This window comes from Nocardia acidivorans NBRC 108247 (assembly GCF_001625085.1).
Classification (GTDB): Bacteria; Actinomycetota; Actinomycetes; order Mycobacteriales; family Mycobacteriaceae; genus Nocardia; species Nocardia acidivorans.
The window spans coordinates 19,897-43,596 of sequence record NZ_BDAW01000010.1; the positions used below are offsets into that span (position 1 = coordinate 19,897).

23 protein-coding genes are annotated in these 23,700 nt (G+C 66.6%); 9 read left to right on the forward strand and 14 right to left on the reverse strand.

The features are described 5' to 3' along the window. Positions 1-33 precede the first annotated feature (33 nt). The 4 genes from NA10_RS04995 to yajC all read right to left on the reverse strand — a co-directional run bounded on the left by NA10_RS04995 (position 34) and on the right by yajC (position 5,176). Positions 34-1,713, reverse strand: a complete 1,680-nt coding sequence (locus tag NA10_RS04995; protein ID WP_067564051.1) for an ABC transporter substrate-binding protein — start codon at positions 1,711-1,713, stop codon at positions 34-36. A 55-nt stretch (positions 1,714-1,768) separates the two neighbouring features. Beyond that, positions 1,769-3,001 (reverse strand): protein translocase subunit SecF, encoded by a 1,233-nt coding sequence (secF, locus tag NA10_RS05000; protein WP_084514320.1) that lies wholly within the window; start codon positions 2,999-3,001, stop codon positions 1,769-1,771. Then, positions 3,001-4,710 (reverse strand): protein translocase subunit SecD, encoded by a 1,710-nt coding sequence (gene secD, locus NA10_RS05005; protein WP_067564054.1) that lies wholly within the window; start codon positions 4,708-4,710, stop codon positions 3,001-3,003. The genes secF and secD overlap by 1 nt, the downstream gene beginning before the upstream one ends. Positions 4,711-4,807: 97 nt before the next feature. After that, the gene (gene yajC / locus NA10_RS05010) at positions 4,808-5,176 is read right to left on the reverse strand and encodes a preprotein translocase subunit YajC (RefSeq protein ID WP_067564057.1); all 369 of its coding nucleotides are present in this window, start codon (positions 5,174-5,176) and stop codon (positions 4,808-4,810) included. Between the two features lie 189 nt (positions 5,177-5,365). Here yajC and NA10_RS05015 point away from each other — a divergent pair, with 189 nt between their 5' ends. After that, positions 5,366-6,286, forward strand: a complete 921-nt coding sequence (locus tag NA10_RS05015) for a helix-turn-helix domain-containing protein (protein WP_067564059.1) — start codon at positions 5,366-5,368, stop codon at positions 6,284-6,286. Between the two features lies 1 nt (position 6,287). Then, positions 6,288-6,815: a dihydrofolate reductase family protein gene (locus tag NA10_RS05020; RefSeq protein ID WP_067564061.1), complete on the forward strand. Its 528-nt coding sequence runs from the start codon at positions 6,288-6,290 to the stop codon at positions 6,813-6,815. A gap of 82 nt (positions 6,816-6,897) precedes the next feature. Here the strand turns inward: NA10_RS05020 and NA10_RS05025 are convergent, their stop codons facing one another. Then, the gene (locus NA10_RS05025; RefSeq protein ID WP_067564064.1) at positions 6,898-8,391 is read right to left on the reverse strand and encodes a flavin-containing monooxygenase; all 1,494 of its coding nucleotides are present in this window, start codon (positions 8,389-8,391) and stop codon (positions 6,898-6,900) included. A 58-nt stretch (positions 8,392-8,449) separates the two neighbouring features. Here NA10_RS05025 and NA10_RS05030 point away from each other — a divergent pair, with 58 nt between their 5' ends. Next, on the forward strand, positions 8,450-9,121 hold the full coding sequence (locus NA10_RS05030) for a TetR/AcrR family transcriptional regulator (RefSeq protein WP_067564067.1): 672 nt from the start codon (positions 8,450-8,452) through the stop codon (positions 9,119-9,121). 73 nt (positions 9,122-9,194) lie between these two features. Beyond that, positions 9,195-9,755, forward strand: a complete 561-nt coding sequence (locus tag NA10_RS05035; protein ID WP_067564068.1) for a DivIVA domain-containing protein — start codon at positions 9,195-9,197, stop codon at positions 9,753-9,755. 32 nt (positions 9,756-9,787) lie between these two features. Here NA10_RS05035 and NA10_RS05040 read toward each other — a convergent pair whose 3' ends face one another. Next, positions 9,788-10,171 carry a hypothetical protein gene (locus tag NA10_RS05040; RefSeq protein ID WP_157556061.1) on the reverse strand — a complete coding sequence of 128 codons (384 nt, stop codon included), beginning with the start codon at positions 10,169-10,171 and terminating at the stop codon, positions 9,788-9,790. Between the two features lie 141 nt (positions 10,172-10,312). Here NA10_RS05040 and NA10_RS05045 point away from each other — a divergent pair, with 141 nt between their 5' ends. After that, positions 10,313-11,803, forward strand: coding sequence for a phospholipase D-like domain-containing protein (locus tag NA10_RS05045; protein WP_067564073.1), 1,491 nt, complete (start codon positions 10,313-10,315; stop codon positions 11,801-11,803). 8 nt (positions 11,804-11,811) lie between these two features. Here the strand turns inward: NA10_RS05045 and NA10_RS05050 are convergent, their stop codons facing one another. Next, complete coding sequence (locus NA10_RS05050; protein ID WP_067564076.1) at positions 11,812-12,441, reverse strand: hypothetical protein; 630 nt, start codon at positions 12,439-12,441, stop codon at positions 11,812-11,814. A gap of 334 nt (positions 12,442-12,775) precedes the next feature. Next, positions 12,776-13,654, reverse strand: a complete 879-nt coding sequence (locus NA10_RS05055) for an NAD(P)-dependent oxidoreductase (RefSeq protein ID WP_067564079.1) — start codon at positions 13,652-13,654, stop codon at positions 12,776-12,778. Between the two features lie 49 nt (positions 13,655-13,703). On the opposite strand from NA10_RS05055, the gene NA10_RS05060 reads away from it, so the two are divergent. Then, positions 13,704-14,105 (forward strand): MerR family transcriptional regulator, encoded by a 402-nt coding sequence (locus NA10_RS05060; RefSeq protein ID WP_067564082.1) that lies wholly within the window; start codon positions 13,704-13,706, stop codon positions 14,103-14,105. Positions 14,106-14,212: 107 nt separating this feature from the next. On the opposite strand, the gene NA10_RS05065 is transcribed toward NA10_RS05060, so the two are convergent. Together NA10_RS05065 and NA10_RS36420 are read right to left on the reverse strand one after the other, a co-directional pair. Then, a complete protein-coding gene (locus tag NA10_RS05065) occupies positions 14,213-15,664 on the reverse strand; it encodes an amidase (protein ID WP_067564156.1) in 1,452 nt (483 codons plus the stop codon). Between the two features lie 64 nt (positions 15,665-15,728). Further along, positions 15,729-15,881 carry a hypothetical protein gene (locus NA10_RS36420; RefSeq protein ID WP_157556063.1) on the reverse strand — a complete coding sequence of 51 codons (153 nt, stop codon included), beginning with the start codon at positions 15,879-15,881 and terminating at the stop codon, positions 15,729-15,731. A 362-nt stretch (positions 15,882-16,243) separates the two neighbouring features. Between NA10_RS36420 and NA10_RS05070 the strand changes: the two genes are divergently transcribed. Together NA10_RS05070 and NA10_RS05075 are read left to right on the forward strand one after the other, a co-directional pair. Continuing rightward, positions 16,244-17,467, forward strand: a complete 1,224-nt coding sequence (locus tag NA10_RS05070) for an oxygenase MpaB family protein (protein WP_067564084.1) — start codon at positions 16,244-16,246, stop codon at positions 17,465-17,467. A gap of 74 nt (positions 17,468-17,541) precedes the next feature. Next, positions 17,542-18,231 (forward strand): TetR/AcrR family transcriptional regulator, encoded by a 690-nt coding sequence (locus NA10_RS05075; protein ID WP_067564087.1) that lies wholly within the window; start codon positions 17,542-17,544, stop codon positions 18,229-18,231. 58 nt (positions 18,232-18,289) lie between these two features. Here NA10_RS05075 and NA10_RS05080 read toward each other — a convergent pair whose 3' ends face one another. Both NA10_RS05080 and NA10_RS05085 read right to left on the reverse strand, forming a co-directional pair. Then, on the reverse strand, positions 18,290-18,658 hold the full coding sequence (locus tag NA10_RS05080; RefSeq protein WP_245677044.1) for a hypothetical protein: 369 nt from the start codon (positions 18,656-18,658) through the stop codon (positions 18,290-18,292). Positions 18,659-19,039: 381 nt separating this feature from the next. Further along, on the reverse strand, positions 19,040-20,014 hold the full coding sequence (locus tag NA10_RS05085; RefSeq protein ID WP_067564089.1) for a GlxA family transcriptional regulator: 975 nt from the start codon (positions 20,012-20,014) through the stop codon (positions 19,040-19,042). Positions 20,015-20,083: 69 nt separating this feature from the next. Here NA10_RS05085 and NA10_RS05090 point away from each other — a divergent pair, with 69 nt between their 5' ends. Continuing rightward, complete coding sequence (locus NA10_RS05090) at positions 20,084-21,130, forward strand: NADP-dependent oxidoreductase (protein WP_305781663.1); 1,047 nt, start codon at positions 20,084-20,086, stop codon at positions 21,128-21,130. Positions 21,131-21,279: 149 nt separating this feature from the next. On the opposite strand, the gene NA10_RS05095 is transcribed toward NA10_RS05090, so the two are convergent. Together NA10_RS05095 and ruvB are read right to left on the reverse strand one after the other, a co-directional pair. After that, a complete protein-coding gene (locus tag NA10_RS05095) occupies positions 21,280-22,038 on the reverse strand; it encodes a hypothetical protein (RefSeq protein ID WP_067564092.1) in 759 nt (252 codons plus the stop codon). Positions 22,039-22,540: 502 nt separating this feature from the next. Next, positions 22,541-23,698: a Holliday junction branch migration DNA helicase RuvB gene (ruvB, locus tag NA10_RS05100; RefSeq protein WP_084514321.1), complete on the reverse strand. Its 1,158-nt coding sequence runs from the start codon at positions 23,696-23,698 to the stop codon at positions 22,541-22,543. Between the last annotated feature and the right edge of the window lie 2 nt (positions 23,699-23,700).

Consider the following 23,700-nt stretch of genomic DNA (forward strand, 5'->3'; position numbering starts at 1 on the left):
ACCCACTCCTCGTCACCTCGCCGCCACCGTCACTCACCGTTCGAGTACCCAGCGATCCATATTCCAGCCCGCGCCCGCCTTGGTGGGGCTGGCGATCCCGTCCTTCAAACCGTCCCCGAACGCGATGGTGCGCGGGGAGGCGAACAACGGGATGGACGGCATCTCGCTCCAGAGCAGGTTCTCCTGCTCGTTGAGCAAGTTCAGCACCGTGGTCGAGTTGTCCTCCGCCGCAAGCTGATCCGCGATCGCATCGTAGCGGCCATTGCCGAATCTATTGAAATTCAGGCCCTGACCTGTGTGCAAGGACGCACTCGCATCGGTAGCTGTGAGCGAACCGGACGGTCCGGCGACACCGGCCGTACCACCGAGGATCGCGTCCACCTTGCCGTCGGCGAGCTGCTGCGGGGCGAAATCCGGCGTACCCGCGTCGACCACGGTGATACCGCCCGCCCTACAGGCATCGGCGATGGCGGCGACGGTCTGCGCGCGCCGCTCGTCCGGGCGCAGATAGCCGATGCGAACGGTGGCATTGGCCTGCCCGGCGGCGGTCATGGCCTGACCGGCCGCAGCCGCGTCACCGTTCTTGTACTTGTCACCGGCGCCCGCGACAGCCGGGTAGTACAGCGAATCCTGCTGCACGGTACGGGAGTTCAGCACACCCGCGCCGAGCCCGGTATCGACCTTGTAGTCCGGATGCCCGAACTTGTCGAACAGCGCCGCGCGCGGTACGCACAGCGCGAAGGCCCGGCGCGCGGCCACATTCTGGAAGACCCCGCCGGTGCCGAGAACCAACTGCTCCACCCCGCGCCCCGGGAGATTCTCCGCGGCCATCCCACCCGGTTTCCCGGCGCCGAGCGCGCCCGCACCGATATCGAGCACCTCGACGGCCTTGGACTCGACCTTGGCCTTGAGATCGGTGTTCTTGTCCCACACCACGATGCGCGGCGTCTTGGCGGCGTTGCCCCACCACTTCTCATTCTTGACCAGGACCAGACCGTCCTTGTCGCTGAATGATTCGATCCGATACGGTCCCGAGGCGGGCAGCACCGTCTGATCGATCTTGCCCGGCTTGAGAATCCAGCCGGTATTCCAGAAGCCGGCGATCCGCTCCGCGGTGGCCTGATCCCCGGATTGCAAGGGGGCCACCACATTCGGCACCTTCACCGCCGAGGCGACCACGTGCGCGGGCATCAGCTCGGCGGCATTGAACAGCGTCTTCCACGCCGAATAATGCCGACCGGGCCGGAACACCACGGTGGCGTCCTTGGACCCGGGCTGGCAGTCCACCCGCTCGATATCGCTGTATCCGGCCGTGCTCGCGGCATCGAACATGGGCACCGGTCCAGCGGGACCGGCCTTGGTGAAACGTCCGCTGCGCGCGGCCCACGCCATGACCAGATCGTCACAGGAGGTGGCCACGCCGTCGGAGTACTTACCGTCCGGATTCAACCGGTACTGGATGGTCTGCGCCTCGCCCGGCACCTCCTTCGCGGTGCCGGTATCGGTATCGGCCACCGGCTGCCCATCCGGGCCGGTGTAGAAGAAGCCGGTGATCACGCGTGAGAACACCGCCGCCGCACCACTACTCGCGCCCAGGGTGCTGCCGCCGTTGTAACTGGCGACGACGGTATCCACGCCGTACCCGATGGACGGCACCTGATTCTTTCCGGCGCAGCCCGCCACCATGCCCGCGGCGACCACACCGGCGAGCATGACGACCGAACCGCGGCGAGCCTTGTTTCCAATCACTTGCCGCAACCCCCTGCGCTCAGTGCCTTCTCTTGGTTCGTTTCCCACTCGGCCGGGTACCGGGACGCGGAGCCTCGGCCGCACCGCGCGCACGCGGTGCGGAGCCCTCCCGCCCGGCCGCGACGGTCACCGGACGGCTGGCCGCACCCGCGCGCTGTGCGGCGGATTCGGTGGCGCGACCGGTGGAGGCGCCCGAGCGGCGCGCGAGCACCTTCCGGGTGTGCGCGGCCACCGGACCCCAGCGTTCCTTGATGGTCACCAGCAGCGGCACCGCGAAGAAGATCGAGGAGTACGCGCCGACGATCATGCCGACCAGCTGCACCAGCGCCAAATCCTTGAGCGTGCCCACACCGAGCAGCCACACCGCGACCACCAGCATGCCGATGATGGGCAGAATGCCGATGATGGTGGTGTTGATCGAACGCATCAGCGTCTGATTCGCCGCCAGGTTCGCCTTCTCGGCATAGGTGTGCTTGCTCAGATGCAGGACGCCCTCGGTGTTCTCCTCGACCTTGTCGAAGACGACCACGTTGTCGTAGAGCACATAACCCAGAATCGTGAGCAGGCCGATGACCGCCGCGGGCGTCACCTCGAAGCCGACCAGCGAGTAGATGCCCGCGGTCACCACGAGATTGAAGAACAGCGAGCCGATGGCCGCGATGGACATATCGCGTTCGAAGCGAATCGCGATGTACACCATGGTCAGTACGACGAACACCACCAGCGCCAGCAGCGCCTTGTGGGTGACCTCACCGCCCCAGGTCTCGCTGATCTCGGCGGTGGAGATGGCGTTGATACTGGGCTGCCCGTTGGCATCCTTCGGCTTGAAGGCTTCGAACAGGGCGTTCTGCAATTTATCGGTCCGATCCTTGTCCAGGGTGTCGGACCGGATCTGGATTTGCGCGGCCGAACCCGAGCCCACCTTCTGCACCGTGACCGCGTCATGGCCGAGGGTCTGCGAATAGACCTTCTCCACCTGCGAGGTGCTCACCCCGTCGCCCGCGGGCAACTGGATGCGCGAACCACCGGCGAAGTCGATGCCGAGGGTGAATCCGCGAATCGCGATGCTGGCGATCGCGATCGCCAGCAGTCCGGCGGCCAGACCGTAGAACAGCTTGCGCCGCCCGACGATCTCGAAACCGCCGGTGCCGGTGTACAACCGCTCGAACAGGCTGTGCTTGCGCGTGGCCCTGCCCGATTCGTAGTCGAGTTCGGAATCGATATCCAGGACCGAACTGTTGTCGCGCGCCATCACGCCTCCTTCACCAGGACACCGGAGGCTGCCTTGCGCTCCCGGGCAATTTCAGCAACCGCGCCGAGACCGTTCACCGACGGCTTGGCCCAGAAGGCCGAGCGCGAGGCCAGCATCAACAGCGGCGAGGTGACCAGGTACAGCACGATGATGTCGAGCACCGTGGTCAGACCCAGTGTGAACGCGAAACCCTTCACCTGACCGGCGGCCAGGATGTAGAGCACCGCGGAGGCGATCAGCGAGACCGTCTTACCCGAGAGGTTGGTGCGCTGTGCGCGCTGCCAGCCGCGCGGGACCGCGGAGCGGAAACTGCGGCCGCCGCGCATCTGGTCCTTGATGCGTTCGAAGAAGACCACGAACGAGTCCGCTGTCATACCGATACCGATGATCAAACCGGCGATACCGGCGAGATCGAGGGTGAATCCGATGGACCTGCCCAGCAAAACGATCAGGGCGTACACCGCCACACCGGCCGCGACCAGCGAGAAACCGGCCAGGAAGCCGAGCATGCGGTAGTAGAGCAGGCAGTACAGCAGCACCGCCACCAGACCGATGGCGCCGGCGATCAGGCCCGCCCGCAGCGAGCTCAAACCCAGTGTCGCCGAGACGGTTTCGGCCTCGGAGGTCTGGAACGAGAGCGGCAGCGAACCGTACTTGAGGGTATTGCCGAGCTCCTGTGCGGTGGACTTGTTGATGCCCGGACCGGAGATCGAGGTGCTGCCGCCGTACTGGCCGCCCTGCTGCACGACCGGCGCGCTGACCACCTTGGTATCGAGCACGAAGGCCAGTTGCTTGTTGTAGTACTCGGTGGTCAGCTTGCCCCAGGTGTCCGCACCGCCGGACTTGAAGTCCACCGACACGACCCACTTGGATTCCTTCTGCACGTACTGGCCGGAGGCATCCTTGATCTCCTGGCCGTCCAGCCGGGACTTGTCCAGCAGATAGACCTCATTGCCCTCGACCGAACAGGTCACCAGGGGCAGGTTCGGATCGTCGTTGCCCTGCAACGGATCCGGCTTGGAGCAGTCCATGGTGAGCATGGCGGTCTGCTGGATCTGCGGATCGGTGCTCTGGCGCAGGGCCTTGGCCGCCGCGATCTCCTGCTGCGTCTGCTGCGCGCTGGGCTGGGTCGGCGGCGCGGACGGGGTGGTCGGAGCCTGTGCCGGGAACACCCGATTCTGCGGGGCGGGCGCCTCGCTTGTCGGTGCGTCGGCCGCGGGCGGCGTCTCCACGGGAGCGCTCGGCTCGACCGAGGAGGCCGGTGGGGCGGCCGGTTGCTGTGGCTGCTGTTGCTGCTGCTGGTTGGCCGGTTGGCCGTTCTTCACCTGCGGGGCGATCGCCTGCAGCACCGGGCGGATGTACATCTTGGCGGTGGTGGCGAGCGCCTTGGCCTGCGCACCGTCCTCGCCCGGCACCGTGATGACCAGGTTGTCACCCTCGATGACGACCTCGGAACCGGAGACACCCAGCCCGTTGACGCGCTGCTCGATGATGCTCTGCGCCTTGCGCAGACTGTCCTGGCTGGGCTTGCCGCCGTCGGGCGTGCGCGGGGTCAGCGTGACGCGGGTGCCGCCCTGTAGGTCGATGCCGAGCTTGGGGCTCGCCGCTTTGTCGCCGGTGAAGAAGATCAGGCCGAACATCACGGCCACCAGTGCGGCGTAGACGCCGAGCAGGCGCAGCGGATGCGCCGTTCCCTGGGAAGGTGGCACAGTACTTATCTCCTAGGCGGATCAGTGATGGATCGAGCGGGCACACCGCAGCGCCGTCGGCCGCCGGATCGCGGCGGGCCGACGGCGCGCGGGAATGTCAGTCCTTGGACAGCTTGGGGGCGTCGTCGAAGTTCTCCGAGGACGGGACGCTGTCGGACACGGACTCCGCGACGGGGGCCTCGGTGTCGGTCGACTCCTCGACGACGGCGGCATCCTCATTGCGGATCTCGCGGATGCTGGCGCGCAGCCAGGTGGTGACGACATCCTCGGCGATCTCGAGATCGACGGAGTCGTCATCGGCCTCGACGACGGTGCCGAACAGGCCCGACGTGGTGACCACGCGGTCGCCGACCTTCAGGGTCTCCTGCATCTCGGTCACCTTGGCCATCTCCCGCTTCTGGCGGCGAACGCCCAGGAACATCGGGATGAGCAGGGCAACCAGCAGCAGCGGCAGCAGAAGGTCCATCGTCGAAGTCAGCCCTTAATTTGAGTGGTCGAATGGGTCGTTTCCCAGACAGTCTGCCAGGAGAACCTGAGATAGGGCGCGCCGACCTGTATTGGATTCGCCCAGGGCGAATGAGTCGGCCGGGCCCGCGCACGGCACAGAGCAAGATCGGTCAAGCGCCGCGGACGGCCCATCCGCAAGACTTGTCGAGTGCACATCGGACGCGATCGACTTCGAGAACTGCTGGACGCGGTACTGGCGCAGGACAATTCGACGCTGGGCGAGATGGCGGCGGACGCCTATTCCTCACCGTTCCACTTCTCCCGGCAATTCGCCCGCGGCACCGGGGAATCCCCGGTCGCGTTGCGACGGCGGGTGCTGCTCGAACGCGCGGCCTGGCAATTGAGCCGGGGCGAGCGGGTCACCGAGGTGGCGTTCGAGGCCGGATACGACTCGGTCGAGGGGTTCAGCCGGGCATACAGCCGGGCGTACGGACATCCGCCGAGCGGAACGAGCACCGAGCGCGCCGCGCGCTGGCTGCCGGCGGTCAACGGTGTGCACTTTCATCCGCCCATGTCGTTGTGGGTGGAGAGCGAACCGAAGGGACGACCGGATATGGACCCGACGGCGATCATGCTGCATCACGAGGTGGATGACACCCGCGAGCTGCTGGAGCGGGCGGCGGAATTGACCGATGCGCGGTATCGGCTGGTCCGCGCACCGGACTTCTCGGTGCTGGAGTGGGACGGGGTGGAGGAATCCATCGCCGGGGTGCTGGCCAATCTGATCCGGACCAAAGAGGTCTGGCTGGCCGCGATCGAGGGCGCGGACACCCCGGCCGCGACGGACGACGATCCGGCGGCGCTGCGCGGGCGATTCGAGGAGATCATCCCGCGCTGGCTGGCCGCGGTGCGCGAGATCGATCGGCGCGGCGGCTGGAACGACACCCTCATCGACGCGCTGTGCGAACCGCCGGAGAGCTTCGTACTGGGCAGCGTGATCGCACACGTGCTGACCTATTCGGCGCATCGCAGACTGCTCGTTCGAGCCTGGCTGCGTGCCGAATCACCCGATAACGCAAGGGAAATCGGCCACGGAGATCCCATTCTGTGGCTGCGACAGAGAGGTTGAGATGTCCTTCACCACCTATTACACCGCCAGCAGTCTGGACGGCTTCATCGCCGACGCGAAGCATTCGCTGGAATGGCTGCTGTCCCGCAAAAACGACAGCTCGGGTCCGATGGGTTATGACGGTTTCATCGCCGAGATCGGCGCGATTGTCATGGGGGCCAATACCTATCAGTGGCTGTTGGATCATGATCCCGAGGCATGGCCCTATGAGGTGCCCGCGTGGGTGGTGACCCATCGCGAGTTCGAGACCAGGCCGGGGCGCGATATTCGCTTCACCAGCGCGCCCATTCCCGATATTCACCGGCAGATGGCGGATGCGGCCGGGGACAGGAAATTGTGGGTGGTCGGCGGCGGCGGGCTGGCCGCGGCGTTCGCCGAGCACGGACTGCTGGACGAGATCATCGTGTCGTTCGCGCCGGTCACCCTCGGATCGGGTGCGCCGATATTTCCCGCGCGGCAGGAATTGCGGCCCGTCGAGGTCGCCCTGAACGGTGAACTCACCTGCGCCCGTTACGAAGTCGTCAAATGAGCTGATACCCGACCGCGCGGCCGGAGCCGACCCACCGGCCGCGCGGCTCCGTGCCGGACCTACCCGGCACGGAGTCCCCGGGTCAGGCCGAGCGCGTGCCGTAGGTGTAATCGTCCAGCGGGAAGTTCGATGCCTCGCGATGCGCGTTCAGCGTGCTGGTGGGGCGCAGCAGGGCCGCCTCACCGTGCTGGTTGTAGTAGTAGCTGCGCGCGGTGGAGCACTTGCCGCTGTAGAAGACCGAGGAATCCAGCTTGTCGGTGACGCGATCGAGGAATTCGGAGTTCGCGTGCTCTGTCACCTCGAAGACCTGTTCGCCGCGTCGCTGCATCTCACCGAATAGTCGGCCCATATGCTTCATCTGGGCTTCGATGGTGGTGAAGTAGGACAGGCCGCTGTACGAGTACGGGCTGTTGAGGCTGACGAAGTTGGGGAACTTCGGCACGGTGACACCCTCGTAGGCCTGGAAGCGGTTGTCGCGCCAGAACTTTCCGAGATTGACGCCCTCGCGGCCGATGATCTCGATGGCAGGGAAGTTCACATCCCACAGGTTGAAGCCGGTGGCCAGGATCAGGGTGTCGATCTCGGTCTTGCGGCCGTCGGCGGTGACGATGCCGTCCGCTTCGATGTGGTCGATGGAGTTGGTCTCCAGGCGCACATGCGGTTCGTTGAAGGTCTTGAAGTACAGGTTGGAGAAGGTGGGGCGCTTACAGCCGAAGTCGTAGTCCGGGGTGAGCTTGCGCCGGGTTTCCTTGTCCTTCACCGAGGTTCGCAGATGCGCCTTGGCCAGTACCGCCGCGGCCTTGTTGAGCGGTTTGGCCTGCTTGAAGTGCAGCACGCCCACGACCATGAGGGCCTCGAGCATGGTAGTGTTGACCATGCGAGCGGCCTTCTGCGTCAAGGGAACTCGCGCGAACAGGCTCTGCACCGGCTTGGGGATGGCGGTATCCACCTTGGGCACCACCCAGATCGGGGTGCGCTGGAAGACGGTGAGCGCCCGCGCCTTCTTGGCGACCTCCGGAATCAGCTGTACGGCGGTGGCGCCGGTGCCGATGATGGCGGCCTTGGTATCGGTCAGGTCGAAGTCGTTCTCCCACCGGGTGGTGTGGATGATCTTGCCCGCGAAGGAGTCGATCCCCGGGAACGGCGGGGTGTACGGCTGGGACAGGAAGCCCGTCGCGGCGAGCAGGTAACGCGCGGTGAGGGATTCGCCGTTCTCGATGGCGACCACCCAGTGCTGCTGTTCCTCATCCCAGCGCGCGCCGCCGACCACGGTGTCGAAGCGCATACGGCGGCGCAGATCGTATTTGTCGGCGACGTGCTCGGCGTACTTCTTGAGCTCCGCGCCGGGCGCGAACAGTCGCGACCAACGCGGGTTGGGCTCGAAGGAATAGGAGTAGGTGACCGAGGCGATGTCGACCGCCAGGCCCGGATAGTGGTTGACGTGCCAGGTGCCGCCGAGATCGTCCTCGCGCTCGAGGATGAGGAAGTTGCTCAGGCCGAGCCGGTCCAGCTCGATGCCCGCTCCCATACCGCCGAAACCCGCACCGACCACGATGGCGTCGTACTGAGGTGCCACGCCGAACCTCCCTGTAAAACTGCGGCTCACAGACCGTATGTGACTCGGTTGTCACGGAATGACATCTCATTCCGTTTGTGAACACCGTATCATCAGGGTCGTGACGAAGCCATCCTCTCGAATCGAACGACGTAAGGCCGAGCTCCGCCAGGAGATCATCGACACCGCGTTCGCCCTGTTCGCCGAGAAGGGCTATCACGCCACCGGCATTGCCGACATCGCCGCCGAACTGGGCATCGGACATGGGACGTTCTATCGGTACTTCGCGAACAAGCGGGACATCATCGATCACGTCATCGACGATCTGGCGGCCCGGATCATCGAGGCGCTGGGCACCGAGAACGCCCCCGACGCCGCCGAGAGCCTGGAGGGATATCGGGAACAGTTGGAGCGCATCGGGACCGCGCTCAACGGGATCTTCCTCGCGGACGCACGGGTGGCGCAGCTGCTGCTGTTCCAGGCCACCGGTATCGATACCGAGCTGACCCTGCGGCTGTACGGACTCCTCGACACCGCCGACGCGCTGACCACCGCGTACCTGGAACACGGTGTGGAGCAGGGTTATCTGCGCGCCGATCTGGACACCGTCAATACCGCCAAGGCCGTGACCGGCATGCTGCTGGCCGCCATCCTGCACGGGCTGCGCAATCCCGAACCCGATGAGGCCGCGCGCGCCGGACTCACCGAGGCGATCCGGCGACTGCTCATCGACGGCGTCCGCAAGGACTGAGTCCCGCACCCGGCTTCCGACAAAGCGGATCCGCAAGGGGCGGCGACGATTCGGACATGAGCACATTGGCACAATGACCGGCGTGACTCCCGAGGACGTTCGCCGCAGACACTTCGGCACAGCACCGTTCGGGCACCACGGCTATCACCCCGGCCAGGTGGACGCCTTCTGCGCCCGCATCGCCGACACCATGTCCGGCCGCGATCACCTGACCGCGGCCGATATCCGCCTGGTCGAATTCGACGGCCCGCCCTTCGGCCACCGCGGCTACGACATCGACCAGGTCGACGAATTCCTCGACCAGATCTGCATGGACCTCGAATACCTCCGCCGCGGCCACCCCCTGATCGCCCCCGTGCGCCAGGAGGACCCCCTCACCCACGACGACGTCCTGCGCGTCCGATTCTCCGCACCCCCCTTCGGCCTATCCGGTTACGCCGCAGAGGAAGTCGGCGCCTTCCTGGACCGATTGGCGGCAACCCTGGCCCACGACGGCCCCAGCGGTCTGACCGCACAAGACGTGCGCGCCACCACCTTCCACACCGCCTCCCCCGGCACCGCCGCCTACCACCGCGAGGAGGTAGACGCCTTCCTCGACCTCGTCGCCCATCAACTCGCCAAGACCACCGGCTGATTTCCGCCCGCGGGCAACCCCGATGCGAGCGATTACGGGCGGTGGCAGTTGTCGACGGCGGTCGCCGATTCGAGATCGTTGGGGGACCGGCCGAGACCGAATTCCGTTCTATGGACCGTGCATACGACGTGGTCACCGGTGCGCAGGTTCTCGAGGCCCGGGGGGACGACCGAGGAGATGGTGTCGTCCGTTTTCCCGCCGACGGCCTGACGGGGGGTTTGCTCACGAACGCTGGTGAGGGTGCAGGGTGAACCGGCGGGGCAGTCGGCGACGAAGGGCACCTCACCCGCCCAGGTCGAATCGGTCATGGCGTCGTGCAGGCAGTACAGCAGCGCGCCTATGGCACCCGCCACGATCAGACAGCCGAACAGGATGCCCACCAGAACCGCCGCAGTATCGCCCAGTATTCGCCGCACCATCCGACGCTATCGCGAGGTTGTGCGGTAAACACGGTGGAGATGTGGAGATTTCCGTCCGCCGCGGGCGCAGTAGGGTGAGTTGTCCGTCTGTGCGGACGGGTGGGCGGCTGGACGGCTGGACGGGAGAGCTGAGTGCGCATGGTCGACGAGCGACGAATTCTCATTCCCGGCGAAACCTGCTGGCAGATAGCGCGGGCCGACCGGCTGGCGTGCATCGTCGACGCGGCGGACTACTTTCGCCATGCCAAGGCCGCGATGTTGCGGGCGCGCAAGCGGATTGTGCTGATCGGCTGGGATTTCGACACCCGGATCCAATTCGAACCGCAGGGCACGACCCTGCCCGGGCCGAATGAGCTGGGTGACTTCCTGTCCTGGCTGCCCCGGGAGCGACCCGACCTCGAGATATACCTGCTGAAGTGGAATATCGGCGCGTTCGCGGCGATCACCCGCGGGATGACGCCGGTCTTCGTCCTGAACTGGCTGACCGATCGGCGATTGCACTTCGAGATCGACGGCGCGCACCCGGTGGGTTCGGCGCACCATCAGAAGATCGTGGTGATCGACGACGCGCTCGCGTTCTGCGGCGGCATCGATATGACCGTGGATCGCTGGGATACCGGCGACCATCGCGACGACAACCACTATCGCACCAAGCCGAGCGGTCACCGGTACGGGCCGTGGCATGACGCGACCACCGCCGTGGACGGCGATGCGGCGCGGGCGATCGGCGAATTGGCCAGGGCGCGTTGGCAAGCCGCGACGGGACGGCAGCTCGACCCGGTCGGCGAACTCGACGGGGACACGCCCTGGCCGGAAGATCTGACGCCTACTATGCGCTCGGTGGAGGTCGGCATCGCGCGGACCTCCCCCGAACTCGCCGACCGCCCGGAGGTCCGCGAGATCGAGGCGCTGTACCTGGCGGCGATCGCGGGGGCCACCCGGTCGCTGTATATCGAGAGCCAGTATCTGGCCTCGCGCACGCTCGCCGCGGCGATCGCCGAGCGGCTGCGCGAGCCGGACGGTCCGGAGATCGTGCTCGTGCTCCCGCGCAATGCCGACGGTTGGCTGGAACAGCAGGCCATGGACGGGGCGCGGCGTCGCCTGCTGCATCTGCTATGGCAGGCCGATGCCGGTGGCCGGCTCGGCGTCTACTATCCGGTCACCACGAGCGGTGCGCCGATCTACGTGCATGCCAAGGTGCTGGTGATGGACGATCGCCTGCTGCGGGTGGGGTCGTCCAACCTCAACAACCGTTCCATGGGATTCGACACCGAATGCGATCTGGCCGTCGAGGTCACCCCCGAGACGGCCGACGCCGAGCTGTTGCGCGAGACCATCCTGGCCATGCGGCGCAGGCTGATCTGCGAACACCTCGACGCCGATCCCGCCGCCTTCGATGCCACCCTTGCCGAGACGTCGTCGCTGTTGCACACGGTGGAGGCGCTGCGCGGCGGCGGCCGCACCCTGCTGCGGTTCGAACCGGAAACCGTGGCGAACGAGGACAGTCCGCTCGCGGAGAACGAACTGATGGATCCCGAGCGCACCCCGTCGAGCCTGTGGGAGAACCTGCTGCCGAGCTGGAATCTGCGCCGCCTGTGGGCGATCCGGACGAGTGGGGCTTCGGACTGACGGTCCGGTCAACCGCGGGCGCGGGCGAATTCCGGGAAGCGTACGCGCAGCGCCAGATCGAAGGCGATGGCTCGGGGACGAGAGTCGAAGGGGCCGAAGGGGTCTCGCAGGCCGCGGAAGGGGCGCAGGTACCAGTGCATGAGGTCCGCGGCCTGGACGGGCTGATCGTGCAGCAGGCACCAGGCGACCGCACCGCGCAGCCGGGCCGCGTTGAAGCGCACGCCTTTGTCCCTGGTGCGGGCGGAGTCGAGCAGGGCGGCGGGGTCGGGCCAGCGGGTGAGCCATGCCGGGATCGGACCGCGGACGAATTCCATGAACCCGGACGCCGCACCGTCGATATCGGCCGTATCGGCCGGTCGGCGCTCGCGGCCCGGACCCCAGCGCTGATCCAGTTGCGAGAAACTCAGATCGTCGAGTTCACCGAAGCGGCGATCGTCCGCGATCCGCCGATCGAGCCGGGTGGATTCGGGTAGGCCCGATAGCAGGCGACCCACCTCGGGGTCGAAAAGTGAGGCGTAGCCGTCGATTTCGATGCCGCCGTAGCCGGTGCGGCTGATGTGGGCCGCTATCGCCGCGGTGATGCCGGGGACGGGGGTGGGGGCGGTGAACCAGACGCGCCGGTCGTCCAGGCTCGGCACAGCGGTATCCGAGGTCCTGTTCCATTTCGAAGGAGATCACCTCGCAGTCGGCCGAGAGTTCGGCGGGGTTCGCGATCGCTTCGATCTCCTCATAACCGCCCTCCGCGACGACCAGATACCAGCCCGCACGCACCACCGCCTCCGCGAACGGCAACCCCGTCCCCGCGCTCCGCTCCCCCGTGCGCCGCACCCCCAACGCCCCGCACACCTGCTCGGATGTCTTGCCGCGCACCGCGACCCAACCCACCGACGCTCCCATGATTCCTCCCCGATAACACTGTCCCTGACAACGTATCGAGGAAGGGTGATCTCCGCCGGGGAGCGGGTCGCGCGCTCAGTGACCGGGTTTGGCGAACTCCTCGATCAGCACCGGGTACTGCTCGCCGCCGTGCCCGGCGGCGATGGCGCGATCGGCCATGGCCTTGATCAGTTCGGGGAGTTCGGCATTGACGCCCAGGGCCCGGCTCTCCTGAACCATATGCGCCATCGCGCGGGCGTCGGTTTCCAGAGCCGACACCTCGGCGGGGTAGGAGCCGCGGTCGATCTGTTCGGCGTAGCCGGGGAGCCAGGTCGCCACGCCGGTGGCGATCTGCTGGGCGAACGGAGCGAAGGCGGCGGCGTCGACCCCGGCGGTGCGGAGCATGGCGGTGCCGTGCAGCCAGGCGTTCAGCACACTCCACACCATGGTGAGACCGGCCACGTCGTAGAGGGAGGCCAGGCCGTGATCGGCACCGAGATAGGACACGGTGCCCAGGGCCGCGAGAGTCGCACTGTGCGCGTCGAAGTCGGAGCGGTCGCCGCTGTGCAGGATGACCGCGTCGGCGGTGCCGATCGCCTGGGGGATGGCCATGATCGCGCCATCGAGATAGTGCGCGCCGCGCTGTTCGGCCCAGCGGGCGGTCGTGCGGGCCTGAGCGGAATCGCCCGAGGTGAGATTGAGCAGGGTGGTGCCGGACAGCACGGTCTCATTGGCGGCGAGCAGTTCGTGTACGGCCGGATAGTCGGTGAGGCACAGGATGGTGATCGATCCCGCGGCCAGGGCCTCGGCGACCGAGGATGCCGCTCGGGCGCCCTGCTCGACCAGCCGATCGGCCTTGGCGGGCGTGCGATTCCAGACGGTGGTGGGATGCCCGGCGCGCAGGAACGCGGTCGCGAGCGCCTGCCCCATGAGTCCGAGTCCGATCACCGTCACCGGGGTGCTGTTGTCGTTCATGGCACTATCGTCAACGTTGATACCGGTGTGAAGGTCAAGCGAGGATTCGATGCGTATCGGGGAACTCAGTCACCGAACAGGTGTGCACAGCCATCAATTGCGGTACTACGAATCGCAGGGTCTGCTCGAGGCGGACCGCACATCGAACGGGTACCGCAGCTACGACGAGAGCGCCGTGCTGCGGGTGCGGCAGATTCGCCATCTGCTCGGCGCGGGATTGTCCTCGGAGGACATCGCGTATCTGCTGCCCTGCGCTGTCGGGGAGGTTCCGACCCTGCCGGGATGCCCGGAGATGTTGGCCTCCATGCGATCTCGCCTACAGCGCCTGGACGATCAAATGAAGCGGCTCGCACAGTCGCGCGACGCACTCGCGGTGTACATCGCCGCCGCCGAGCGTATGGGCGGCAAGACCTACCCGCCGCTCGACGACACCGAGGCTGTTCCCGCCTGAAACACCTTCGTCGACACCGCATTTCGACACCGACCTCACCGCGATCGGCCCGGACGCCAACACCTGGCTCGACATGGCGCGCACCTTCCTCCGACGAGGGGTGGGCCTCAGTTCGGTGGGGTGAAGCCGCCTATCGATCGTTCCAGGAGTTCGGCGAGGCGCAGTCCGGTGCGGTCTTCGAACATGGGGGCGATGAGTTGGACGCCTACGGGGAGACCTTCGGGGGATGGGCCGGTGGGGATGGCGGTGGCGGGGAGGCCGGGGACGGTGGCCACACCCGCCCAGGTGAGCTGGTCGAGGTAGGGGTGGGGTGTGCCGTCTATGTCGAGGCGGCGCTCGGCGATGTTCGGGTTGTGGTCGTGGGGGAAGGCGGGGGTGGGGGTGATCGGGGTGATCACTATGTCGAAATCGGTGAACAGACGGCGCCATTCGCGGCGGAGGAGTTCGCGGCGGTCGTTGGCCTCGAGCCATTCGCGATGGCTGAAGACGCCGCCGCGCAGGCGTGCGGCGTCGCGGCCGTGGTCGTGGGGTCCGAGTTCGGCGGCCTGGGCGCGGAGCTGTTCGTAGCGGTCGGCGGGGAATCCGGCGGCCAGGGTCGCGAACAGCAATTGGCTGTACAGCGTTGCGGCGGAGTCGAGATCGGGGAGCAGAGAGCTCTGCCATTCGACTCGGGCTCCCCCCGCGGTGAGTGCGTCGGCGACCCGGTGCAGCGCGGATCGCACGGCGGTTCCGGTGGGAATGACGGGGTGGTCCTGGAGAATCAGGACGCGGAAATCGGCGAGGCGGTCATGGCGGGCGGGCGGCAGGGCCAGATCGAAGGCGATGCCGAGTGTCAGCGGGTCCGCGCCCGCCATCACATCCAGTAGCAGCGTCAGATCGCGGGCGGTGCGCGCCATCGGACCGATGACACCCAGGTCCCGTTCGGACGGGAGCGCCGGTGCGGGCGGTGGGACATGACCGCGGGTGGCGACCAGGCCGAACGACGGTTTGTGCGAGTAGACGCCGCAGAAGTGCGCGGGCGTGCGCAGCGATCCGCCGATATCGGATCCGAGTGACAGCGCGCCGAATCCGGCGGCCAGGGCCGCGGCCGATCCGCCGGAGGACCCGCCCGGCGAACGTCCGTGATCCCATGGATTATTGGTCGTGCCGTAGATCGCGTTGAAGCTCTGCAGGTCACCGAGCATCAACGGCACGTTGGTCTTTCCGAGTATCACCGCGCCCGCGGCCCGCACCCGTGCCACCGCCAGCGCGTCCTCGGCCGGAATGAAATCCGCGAACGCGGGCATCCCCCAGGTGGTGGGCAATCCGGCGACATTGTACGAATCCTTGACCGTGATCGGGATGCCGAGCAGTGGGGCATCCCGCCCCGCCGCCCGCGCCCGATCGGCTTGGCGCGCGGCCTCGCGGGCTCGTGTGAAGTCCGGTACGCAGATCGCGTTGATCGCCTTGTCATCGCGCTCGATTCGGGCGATTGCCTCCTCGGTCAGCTCGACCGAGGTCACCTCCCCCGCGCGCATTGCCCCGACTACGTCTTCGGCCGACCGATAGCTCCACTCCATCGAACCGACCATACCGCCCCATCGCGAACGGAGAGGGCGGTCTGGGTCTTGTTCGGGGGTGGTGTCAGCCTTGGGCCGTCAAACCCTTTGTGGTGTCGATGAATTCATTGGCGACCACGGCGGCGGTGAGACCGCCGGGAACCTGCCGACCGCGCGCCTTCAGCACCTGGCCGCGGCCGGTGTCGCGGTGGTCCCGCTGCCCGCCACCGATATGCACCTGGCGGGCGCTCGGACGTCGGCACTATCCGCCGCGGTATCGCCCCGATCCGCGAGCTCTGGTCCCCGGGTGTTCGAACCGCCTACTCCTCCAACAACATCCGCAATGCCTTCACCCCTACGGCAATACCGAGCTGACGCCCGCCCGCGCGCTGTCGCGCTGAGCGCACCGCCTCACCGCGGTCCGCTGCTTCCCGCGGACCCGAGGTCCAGTTGGTTGAGCAGATTCTGAATGACGACCCACGGGTTCATGTTCGATCCTTCATCTCATGGTTGTGATGGCAGTCACGATATGTTGTCATGAAGAAACGCAGATACACAATGCGTGTCTTTGTATCTCTCTCAACGAAGAGGCTTGGCAGCATGGATGCACATCGACTCAACCGACGGGACGCGATGCGGGCGGGGGGCGGACTCCTGGGCGCGGCCGCCGCCATGTCCCTGGTCACACGGACCGCACGCGCGGAGCCCTGGACGTGGTCGGCGACCGACTCGGTCGTCGGCAGCGGCGGGGGCGCGGATCCGCTCACCACCTGGGATCCCGAGGCCGATCCGGTGGTGGCCAATGTCATGGACAATTCCAATGTCCCCGAGGTCAATCGGCTGCTCGCGACCTGGACGCACAACACGCAACCGCTCCCGGACGGGCTGCCGAAAGAGCTGGCCGACTTCATCGAATACGCCCGGCAACTACCGTCCTGGACCGATCAGACCAAGTTGGCGAACTCGTTCGAGTTCACCAAGAAGCGCGGGCTGTACCTGGGCGTGCTGTACGCCTTCGCCAGCGGGATGATGTCGACGGTCATTCCGCACGAGGCGCTGGCGGTGTACTACTCGCGCGGCGGCACCCACCTCAAGGACCGCATCGCCAAGACCGCGAAATTCGGTTACGACATCGGCACGGTCAATGCCTACGGCGACGGTGGCGAAATGGTCGTGACCTGCGTGAAAACCAGAATCATCCATTCCGCCGTGCGCCATCTGCTGCCGCAGTCACCGTACTGGCCCGCCGGGGTCACCCCGATCACCCAGGACGATCTGATGGTCACCTGGCACAGCCTGGCCACCACCATCATGCGCACGCTCACCGCGTGGCAATTGCGTATTCCCCCGGCCGAATCCGAGGGATATCTGCACAGTTGGCAACTGGCCGGACACCTGCTGGGCATCCGCGCCGAATACATCCCCGCCACCTGGGATCAGGCCAATGCCCAAGCCGCACAGGTGCTGGACCCGATCCTGGCACCGACCGCCGAGGGCATCAATCTCGCCGATCAGTTGCTCAATCTGGGGGCGAACCTGGATCTGACCCTGCTCAGCCGCGGCATTCTGGGCGCGTTCACCCGATTCATCATGGGAGACAAGGTCGGCAACTGGCTCAATATCCCCCGCGAACCGGTGTGGAGTCCGCTGCTGGAGGTGGCGTGGGGACCGTTCGTCGCGGTCCGCGAGGGCGTGCTGGCCGTGGCCCCGGCGGTCGATATCCCGTATTGGATGTTCGATGAGTTCCTGCGCCAATTCGCCATGTGGTACGTCGCGGAACTGCGCATGCCCTTGAGCATCGAAATACCGCTGACCAACCGCTGACACCGCGAGACCGACCGTCAGTGGAACAATCGACGCATTGTGACGGCGCCATCGACCGACTGACGGAGTAACCAATGTCCCAGGACACACCCGTGGAAGCGGTGCTTCCCGCCGGCACTCCCGCGGTATCGCTGTTCGAACGCGCCTACCGCGAGGCGATCGACCATATCGACGACACCGATCCGATTCGCACCCGAATTCTGGATGCCGCCGATGAACGCTTCCAGCACTGGGGAATTCAGCGTTCGACCATGGAGGATGTGGCACGCCAAGCGGGTGTCTCCCGAATCACCGTCTACCGCCGTTTCACCACCAAGGATGAACTGGTCGAGCATGTCATCCTGCGCGAATTCCGCCGCTACTTCGACAAATTCCTCGGCGATATCGCCGGGGCCCGCACCCCCGCCGATCGCGCGGTCCTGGGGTTCGTCAGCTCGCTGCGCACCTTCCGGGGCAATCCGCTGATCGGCACCCTGATCACCGCCGAACCCGACCATTTCATCGGTTCACTCATCGGCGACGGCGGTCGATCGGTGGCCATGGTCAGCCAATTCGTCGCCCACCAACTGCGCCAGGAACAGCGTGCGGGCACCATCGCCGCGGACTTGAACGCCGACGTGGTCGCCGAACTGATGGTCCGGATCTGCGCCTCGTTCCTGGCGATTCCGAGCCAGATCGTCGATATCTACGACGATGAGCAACTGGCCCAGATCGCGCGTCAATACCTCGTTCCCCTCCTCGGACCACCGCCCGCACGCGACTGACCTCGCACCGGCCGAATCCTGTTCCGCCGGTGCGACTCCGGCCGCGAGAAGGGAGTGATCAGTCGCGGTAGATCGCGACGTGTGCGCCGGTGGCGGTGCCGACGCTGAAGGGGCCCAGGCAGGAAGCCGCGCCTGTCCCCGAGGGGCTGAACGAACCGCTCCACGAACCGCTGTAGGGGCCGACCGCCATCAACGGGAAGGCGTTGGGCACTCCATGCAAGCCCCAGCAGTCCACGATCAGGGCGTACTCGCGGCCGGCGGGAGCATCGTCGTCGTGGCAGCTCGCCGTGGCACCGGTGAGATCCCGGGTGATGACGCAGTCCTCCGGCGCGGCCTGCGCTGTGCCGGAACCGATCACCGCGGCGAAACCCAGGCCCACCACCGCGGCGGAAGTCACGCGGGCGGTAGCGATCAGCGACTTTCTCATTCGAATCCCCTCTCGTTGGAAATCACTCCGAACACGATCAAGTGAATGTCGAATACCCGGTCCGGAGTGTTACGAACACGGTAATCGGCCGGCATCCGTCCGCAGGTGCACGGCGCGATCGAATCGCCCCGGGGCGCCCGCGCGCGCGGGCGGAATCCGGCCAGGTCAGCGGCGGATGGAGCTGGCCGGATCACGGGCCATTCGAATGAGGGTGTGGTCGGTGCCGGGCGCGCCGATCAGGCAATCGACCACACGCGCACACCTTCCCTCCCCGACCGCAACCGAGTTCGCCGCGCCACAGGACCGGGCTCGGCGAGGCGCAGGCACCGTGAGTCGGTCAGTGGGGTTGCGACCGTGGCGGGTTGAAGGTGTTGTCGCGGTTCAGGGTTCGGTGGCGGCGAGGGATCGGAAGGTGCGGCGGTAGGCCAGGGGGGATACGCCGATGGCCTCGTGCAGGTGCTGGCGCAGGGAGGTGCCGGTGGCGAAACCCACTTCGGTGGCGATGCGGTCGACGGGAAGCTCTGTGGTTTCCAGGAGTTCGCGGGCGCGGAAGACACGCTGCTGGATGAGCCAGCGGCCGGGGCTGATGCCGACCTCATCGCGGAAGCGGCGGGCGAAGGTGCGGCCGGACATGCGGGCGCGGGCGGCCAGATCGGCCATGGTCAGCGGAGTGTGCAGGTTTTCCAGGGCCCACTGGCGGGCGTCGGCGGTGCCCGCGGCGGCGGGCGGGGGTACGGGCTGTTCGATGAATTGCGCCTGGCCGCCTTCGCGCCAGGGTGCCACGACGCAGCGGCGGGCCACCATATTGGCGACCTCACTGCCGTGATCCCGGCGGATCAGGTGCAGGCACAGGTCGACTCCGGCGGACGCACCCGCCGAGGTGAGGATGTCGCCGTCGTCCACGTAGAGCACATTCGGGTCGACCCGAATACGGGGGAAGAGCTGCCGGAAGCGGTCGGCGAAGTTCCAGTGCGTGGTGGCGGGACGATCATCCAGGAGTCCGGCGGCGGCCACGACTATCGCCCCGGTGCAGATGGAGACCAGGCGCGCGCCCGGCCTGATCCGGGCGAGCGCATCCGAAACCTGTTGCGGCAGGCCGTTATCCAGGATGCTCAGCACATCACAGGGTGCGATCACCACGGTGTCCGCGGTGTCCAGCAGGCTCGCATCGTGTTCGACGGCGATATGGAAGTCGGAGTTGCTGCGCACCGGCCCACCGTCGACCGAGCAGGTGAGCACCTCGTACCGCCCGTCGGCGGTACCGAACACCCGGTTCGGAATACCCAGCTCGAACGGATACACCCCGTCCAGTGCCAGAACGACCACGCGGTGCGGCCGGATTGCCTCGCTCTGCATGGCACGATCCTATCGAATAATGGCGATCATGCCATTTCCCGGTGCGGCCATCGGCGGCAAGCTGAGGGCATGAGCGAGAACATCCCCCAGACCATGCGCGCCATCGGCCAGGACGTACTCGGCGGCCCCGAGGTGCTGACCGAAATCCAGCGCCCGGTCCCGCGGCCCGGTCCGAGCGAGATTCTGGTGCGCGTGCGCGCCACCGCCCTGAACCCCACCGACTGGGGTCACCGTCGCCGCCCCGGACTGTTCCTGCCCCCGCCGCCGTTCGTGCTCGGCTGGGATGTGTCCGGCGAGGTCGTCGCCGTCGGCGTCGGCGTCACCCTCTTCCAACCGGGTGACGAGGTGTTCGGCATGCTCCCCTACCCGCACGGGCACGGCGCGGCCGCCGAATACGTGACCGGACCGACCCGCGCGTTCGCCCGCAAGCCCGGCAATCTCGACCATATTCAGGCCGCGGCCATCCCGCTGGCGGCGCTCACCGCCTGGCAGTCCCTGGTCGACACGGCGAAAGTGCAGGCGGGGCAACGGGTCCTGATCCACGCGGCGGCGGGCGGCGTCGGTCATTTCGCGGTGCAGATCGCGAAATCCCTGGGCGCGTACGTGATCGGCACCGCCAGCTCGGCCAATCACGAATTCCTGCGCGATCTCGGTGCGGACGAGGTGATCGACTATCACACCGTGGATGTGCACGAAACGGTCCGCGATGTAGATGTCATCCTCGACCCCATCGACGCCGACCATGCCATCAAATCGATGAAATCGTTGCGCCCCAATGGAATTCTGGTCTCGCTGCGCGCCCTCGGAGCCGAGATCCTGGTGTCGGCGGCCGCCGAGCGCGGCGTGCGCGCGGCCCTGCTGCTGGTCGAGGCCGATCACGCCGGTATGACCGCTCTGGCCGAACTCGCCGAATCCGGCGCGCTGCGCCCGGCCATCGCGGGCACCTTCCCGCTCGCCGATGCCGCCAAGGCGCACGCCCTGGGCGAAACCCGGCCGCACCGCGGGAAAACTCGTCCTCACCGTCGACTGAACCGAATACTGTTGCGGCGCGTTCTCTGGGTGATCCCGACCTGTGGCGTGGTGTTGCATCTCGCGACGGTTCTCTGGGGGGCGTAGCTCTGTGGCTCCGTGTTGCGACGATGGAGGCAGGGATGCGTGCGTTTCAGGTTCGGATCGCGCGCGCAATTAAGTAGAGTGCGTTGACTGGACAGCAGGTGATTATTGAGAGTCGTCGTGTTTCGGGACCGTCGATGTTCCCAAAGGATTCAGGGGCAGTAGTCCTGGTGAGCGCGGGCCATACCGCGGTTCCGCCAGGACTCCAACAGTAGCTGCGGCCAGGAATCGGAGCGCTTCCACCATTGACGCCATCGCGGGCCTGCCAGCCACTCCCGGTTCCATATCGCCGGATCCGTTGCCGAGGCGGTCACGGCATACCGGTACAGATCGATTCGGAGATCTTCACCGCGGACGGCGTAGGCGTAGAAGGTCAACGTTGCGGCTTCGCCGTCGGATACCAATGTCGGAAGGTCGAAGTCGGGCAGCCTTCGATTGCCGAACGTGGTGCGCAGTTCGCCGGGACACAGCACTGCGCCGTGCTTCAGGGCGCTATACGGATGCCACTGACCCAGTATTTCGGCATACGCGGCCGGGTCGATTCGGCCGCCGACCAGACGTTGTCCCAATCGTGCAACGTCACCGGTGTCACGCAAGCGAAACCATTCGCCGGATGTCGTGTGCAGGAATGCTGTTTCCCCGACGCGGTCGGCGTACGGGGTGCTCATGTTGACCCGCACCATCACGGCGACCCACGGTTCGTGCGTGACCAAGCGCCATGGCTCGGCTCGAAACGCCCTGTAGGTGATGTCGGTGTTCGATGTGAACTCGACGGCAGGCACACCTCCGTACTGGATGACCTTGGGGTCCTCCTTCAGCGTTTCCCCTTCGGGCAGTTCTCGTTTCAACAACTCGGCGACGACGGACCAGTCTATCTCCGGGTTCTCCGGTTCCCTATTGCGCTCGGCCACGCCAATACCCTCCAAGTCCCGCACAGGCTATTAAGCGAGTGTGCTTGTCCCCTTTGCTATTCCGCAAGCACAAGACTGACACTTCGTGGGCGGTGCGAGCAGTGCGCCCTGCGTTTGCCGCACCCTGTGGCCGGTTCAGGCAGCGCGAGAGGCGGGCACGCAGGTTCCGCAGTGCGCCCTGATGCTCGCCTAAGCACTGAAGTCGAGCGACCGTTCAAGCTTGATGCGCTCTCATTGGCAATACAGTGCGTTCTCGAGCGTGTGCCGGCTTCATCCAGTCACCGCGAAAGGCACCGGGCTGCGCAAACCTTTGGCTGGGCCGCCTCGGACCCTCGATGACCCCAGAGAACGGGCGTAAGACCCGGCATGGGCCGAGCCCGATAAAGCTCCCCCAAGGCCGGGCGACGCGTGCGCGAACCCCGATATCCGGGGAATAGGTGGTATGAGAAGCGCCCCGGGACAGCACCTGTCCCGGGGCGCTCGCCCGGGTGGCCGTGACCGGCTACAGCGAGTCGAACAGGCCCGGATGTTGTTCGCGGGCACGGACTTCGATGGAACCGAAGACAAGATCCGGCGGCGGGACCAGACCGAGGTGTTCCCAGGCGGCGGCGGTGGCCACGCGCCCACGGGGGGTTCGGGCGATCAGACCCGCGCGGACCAGGAAGGGTTCGCAGACCTCTTCCACGGTCGCGGACTCCTCGCCCACCGCGACGGCGAGGGTGGAGACGCCGACCGGACCGCCGTTGAAACTCCGGATGAGCGCGGCCAATACCGCGCGGTCCAGGCGATCCAGGCCGAGCACATCCACGTCGTACACCTCGAGCGCGGCATTCGCGATATCGCGGGTGACCATGCCATCGGCCTTCACCTCGGCATAGTCGCGCACCCGGCGCAGCAGCCGGTTCGCGATACGCGGCGTGCCACGTGAGCGCCCGGCGATCTCGGTGGCCGCGTCCTCCTCGACGTGGACGCCGAGAATGCGGGCCGAGCGGATCAGAATCCGTTGCAGCTCATCGGGTTCGTAAAAATCCATATGCCCGGTGAAGCCGAAACGGTCCCGCAGCGGGCCGGTGAGCGCACCGGAGCGGGTGGTCGCGCCGACCAGGGTGAAGGGGGCGATATCCAAGGGGATGGAGGTCGCGCCCGGCCCCTTGCCGACCACCACGTCGACACGGAAATCCTCCATGGCGAGGTAGAGCATTTCCTCGGCGGGCCGTGCCATGCGGTGGATTTCGTCGATGAACAGCACATCGCCCTCGACGAGATTGCTGAGCATGGCGGCCAGATCCCCGGCGCGCTCGAGCGCCGGACCCGATGTCAGGCGCAGGGCGGTGCCGAGTTCACCGGCGATGATCATCGCCATACTCGTCTTGCCCAGTCCGGGCGGACCCGAGAGCAGCACGTGATCCGGTGTGCCACCGCGCTGTTTCGCACCGCGCAGCACCAGCGCCAACTGTTCGCGCACGCGCGGCTGACCGATGAAATCGTCCAGGGATTTCGGGCGCAGGCTGGCCTCGATCTCCCCATCGGAGGCGAGATAGCCCGCGGTGACCGCCGATTCGGCGGCCTCGGAGTCGAAGTCGGTGCCCGGGGCGAACTTCGGGTCCGGGGCGAACTTCGGGTCCGGGGCGAAGTCGGATTCGGATTCGTCGTCGATCATGA

Coding starts and splice junctions, on each gene's coding strand:
- secF (WP_084514320.1), bottom strand. CDS start 3,001: ATGGCGCGCGACAACAGTTCGGTCCTGGATATCGATTCCGAACTCGAC.
- NA10_RS05020 (WP_067564061.1), top strand. CDS start 6,288: ATGTCCTTCACCACCTATTACACCGCCAGCAGTCTGGACGGCTTCATC.
- NA10_RS05090 (WP_305781663.1), top strand. CDS start 20,084: ATGAGCGAGAACATCCCCCAGACCATGCGCGCCATCGGCCAGGACGTA.
- NA10_RS05065 (WP_067564156.1), bottom strand. CDS start 15,664: ATGGAGTGGAGCTATCGGTCGGCCGAAGACGTAGTCGGGGCAATGCGC.
- NA10_RS05070 (WP_067564084.1), top strand. CDS start 16,244: ATGGATGCACATCGACTCAACCGACGGGACGCGATGCGGGCGGGGGGC.
- NA10_RS05045 (WP_067564073.1), top strand. CDS start 10,313: ATGGTCGACGAGCGACGAATTCTCATTCCCGGCGAAACCTGCTGGCAG.
- ruvB (WP_084514321.1), bottom strand. CDS start 23,698: ATGATCGACGACGAATCCGAATCCGACTTCGCCCCGGACCCGAAGTTC.
- NA10_RS05060 (WP_067564082.1), top strand. CDS start 13,704: ATGCGTATCGGGGAACTCAGTCACCGAACAGGTGTGCACAGCCATCAA.
- NA10_RS05075 (WP_067564087.1), top strand. CDS start 17,542: ATGTCCCAGGACACACCCGTGGAAGCGGTGCTTCCCGCCGGCACTCCC.
- NA10_RS04995 (WP_067564051.1), bottom strand. CDS start 1,713: ATGCTCGCCGGTGTGGTCGCCGCGGGCATGGTGGCGGGCTGCGCCGGA.
- NA10_RS05030 (WP_067564067.1), top strand. CDS start 8,450: ATGACATCTCATTCCGTTTGTGAACACCGTATCATCAGGGTCGTGACG.
- NA10_RS05055 (WP_067564079.1), bottom strand. CDS start 13,654: ATGAACGACAACAGCACCCCGGTGACGGTGATCGGACTCGGACTCATG.
- yajC (WP_067564057.1), bottom strand. CDS start 5,176: ATGGACCTTCTGCTGCCGCTGCTGCTGGTTGCCCTGCTCATCCCGATG.
- NA10_RS05085 (WP_067564089.1), bottom strand. CDS start 20,014: ATGCAGAGCGAGGCAATCCGGCCGCACCGCGTGGTCGTTCTGGCACTG.
- NA10_RS05080 (WP_245677044.1), bottom strand. CDS start 18,658: ATGAGAAAGTCGCTGATCGCTACCGCCCGCGTGACTTCCGCCGCGGTG.
- NA10_RS05035 (WP_067564068.1), top strand. CDS start 9,195: ATGACCGGCGTGACTCCCGAGGACGTTCGCCGCAGACACTTCGGCACA.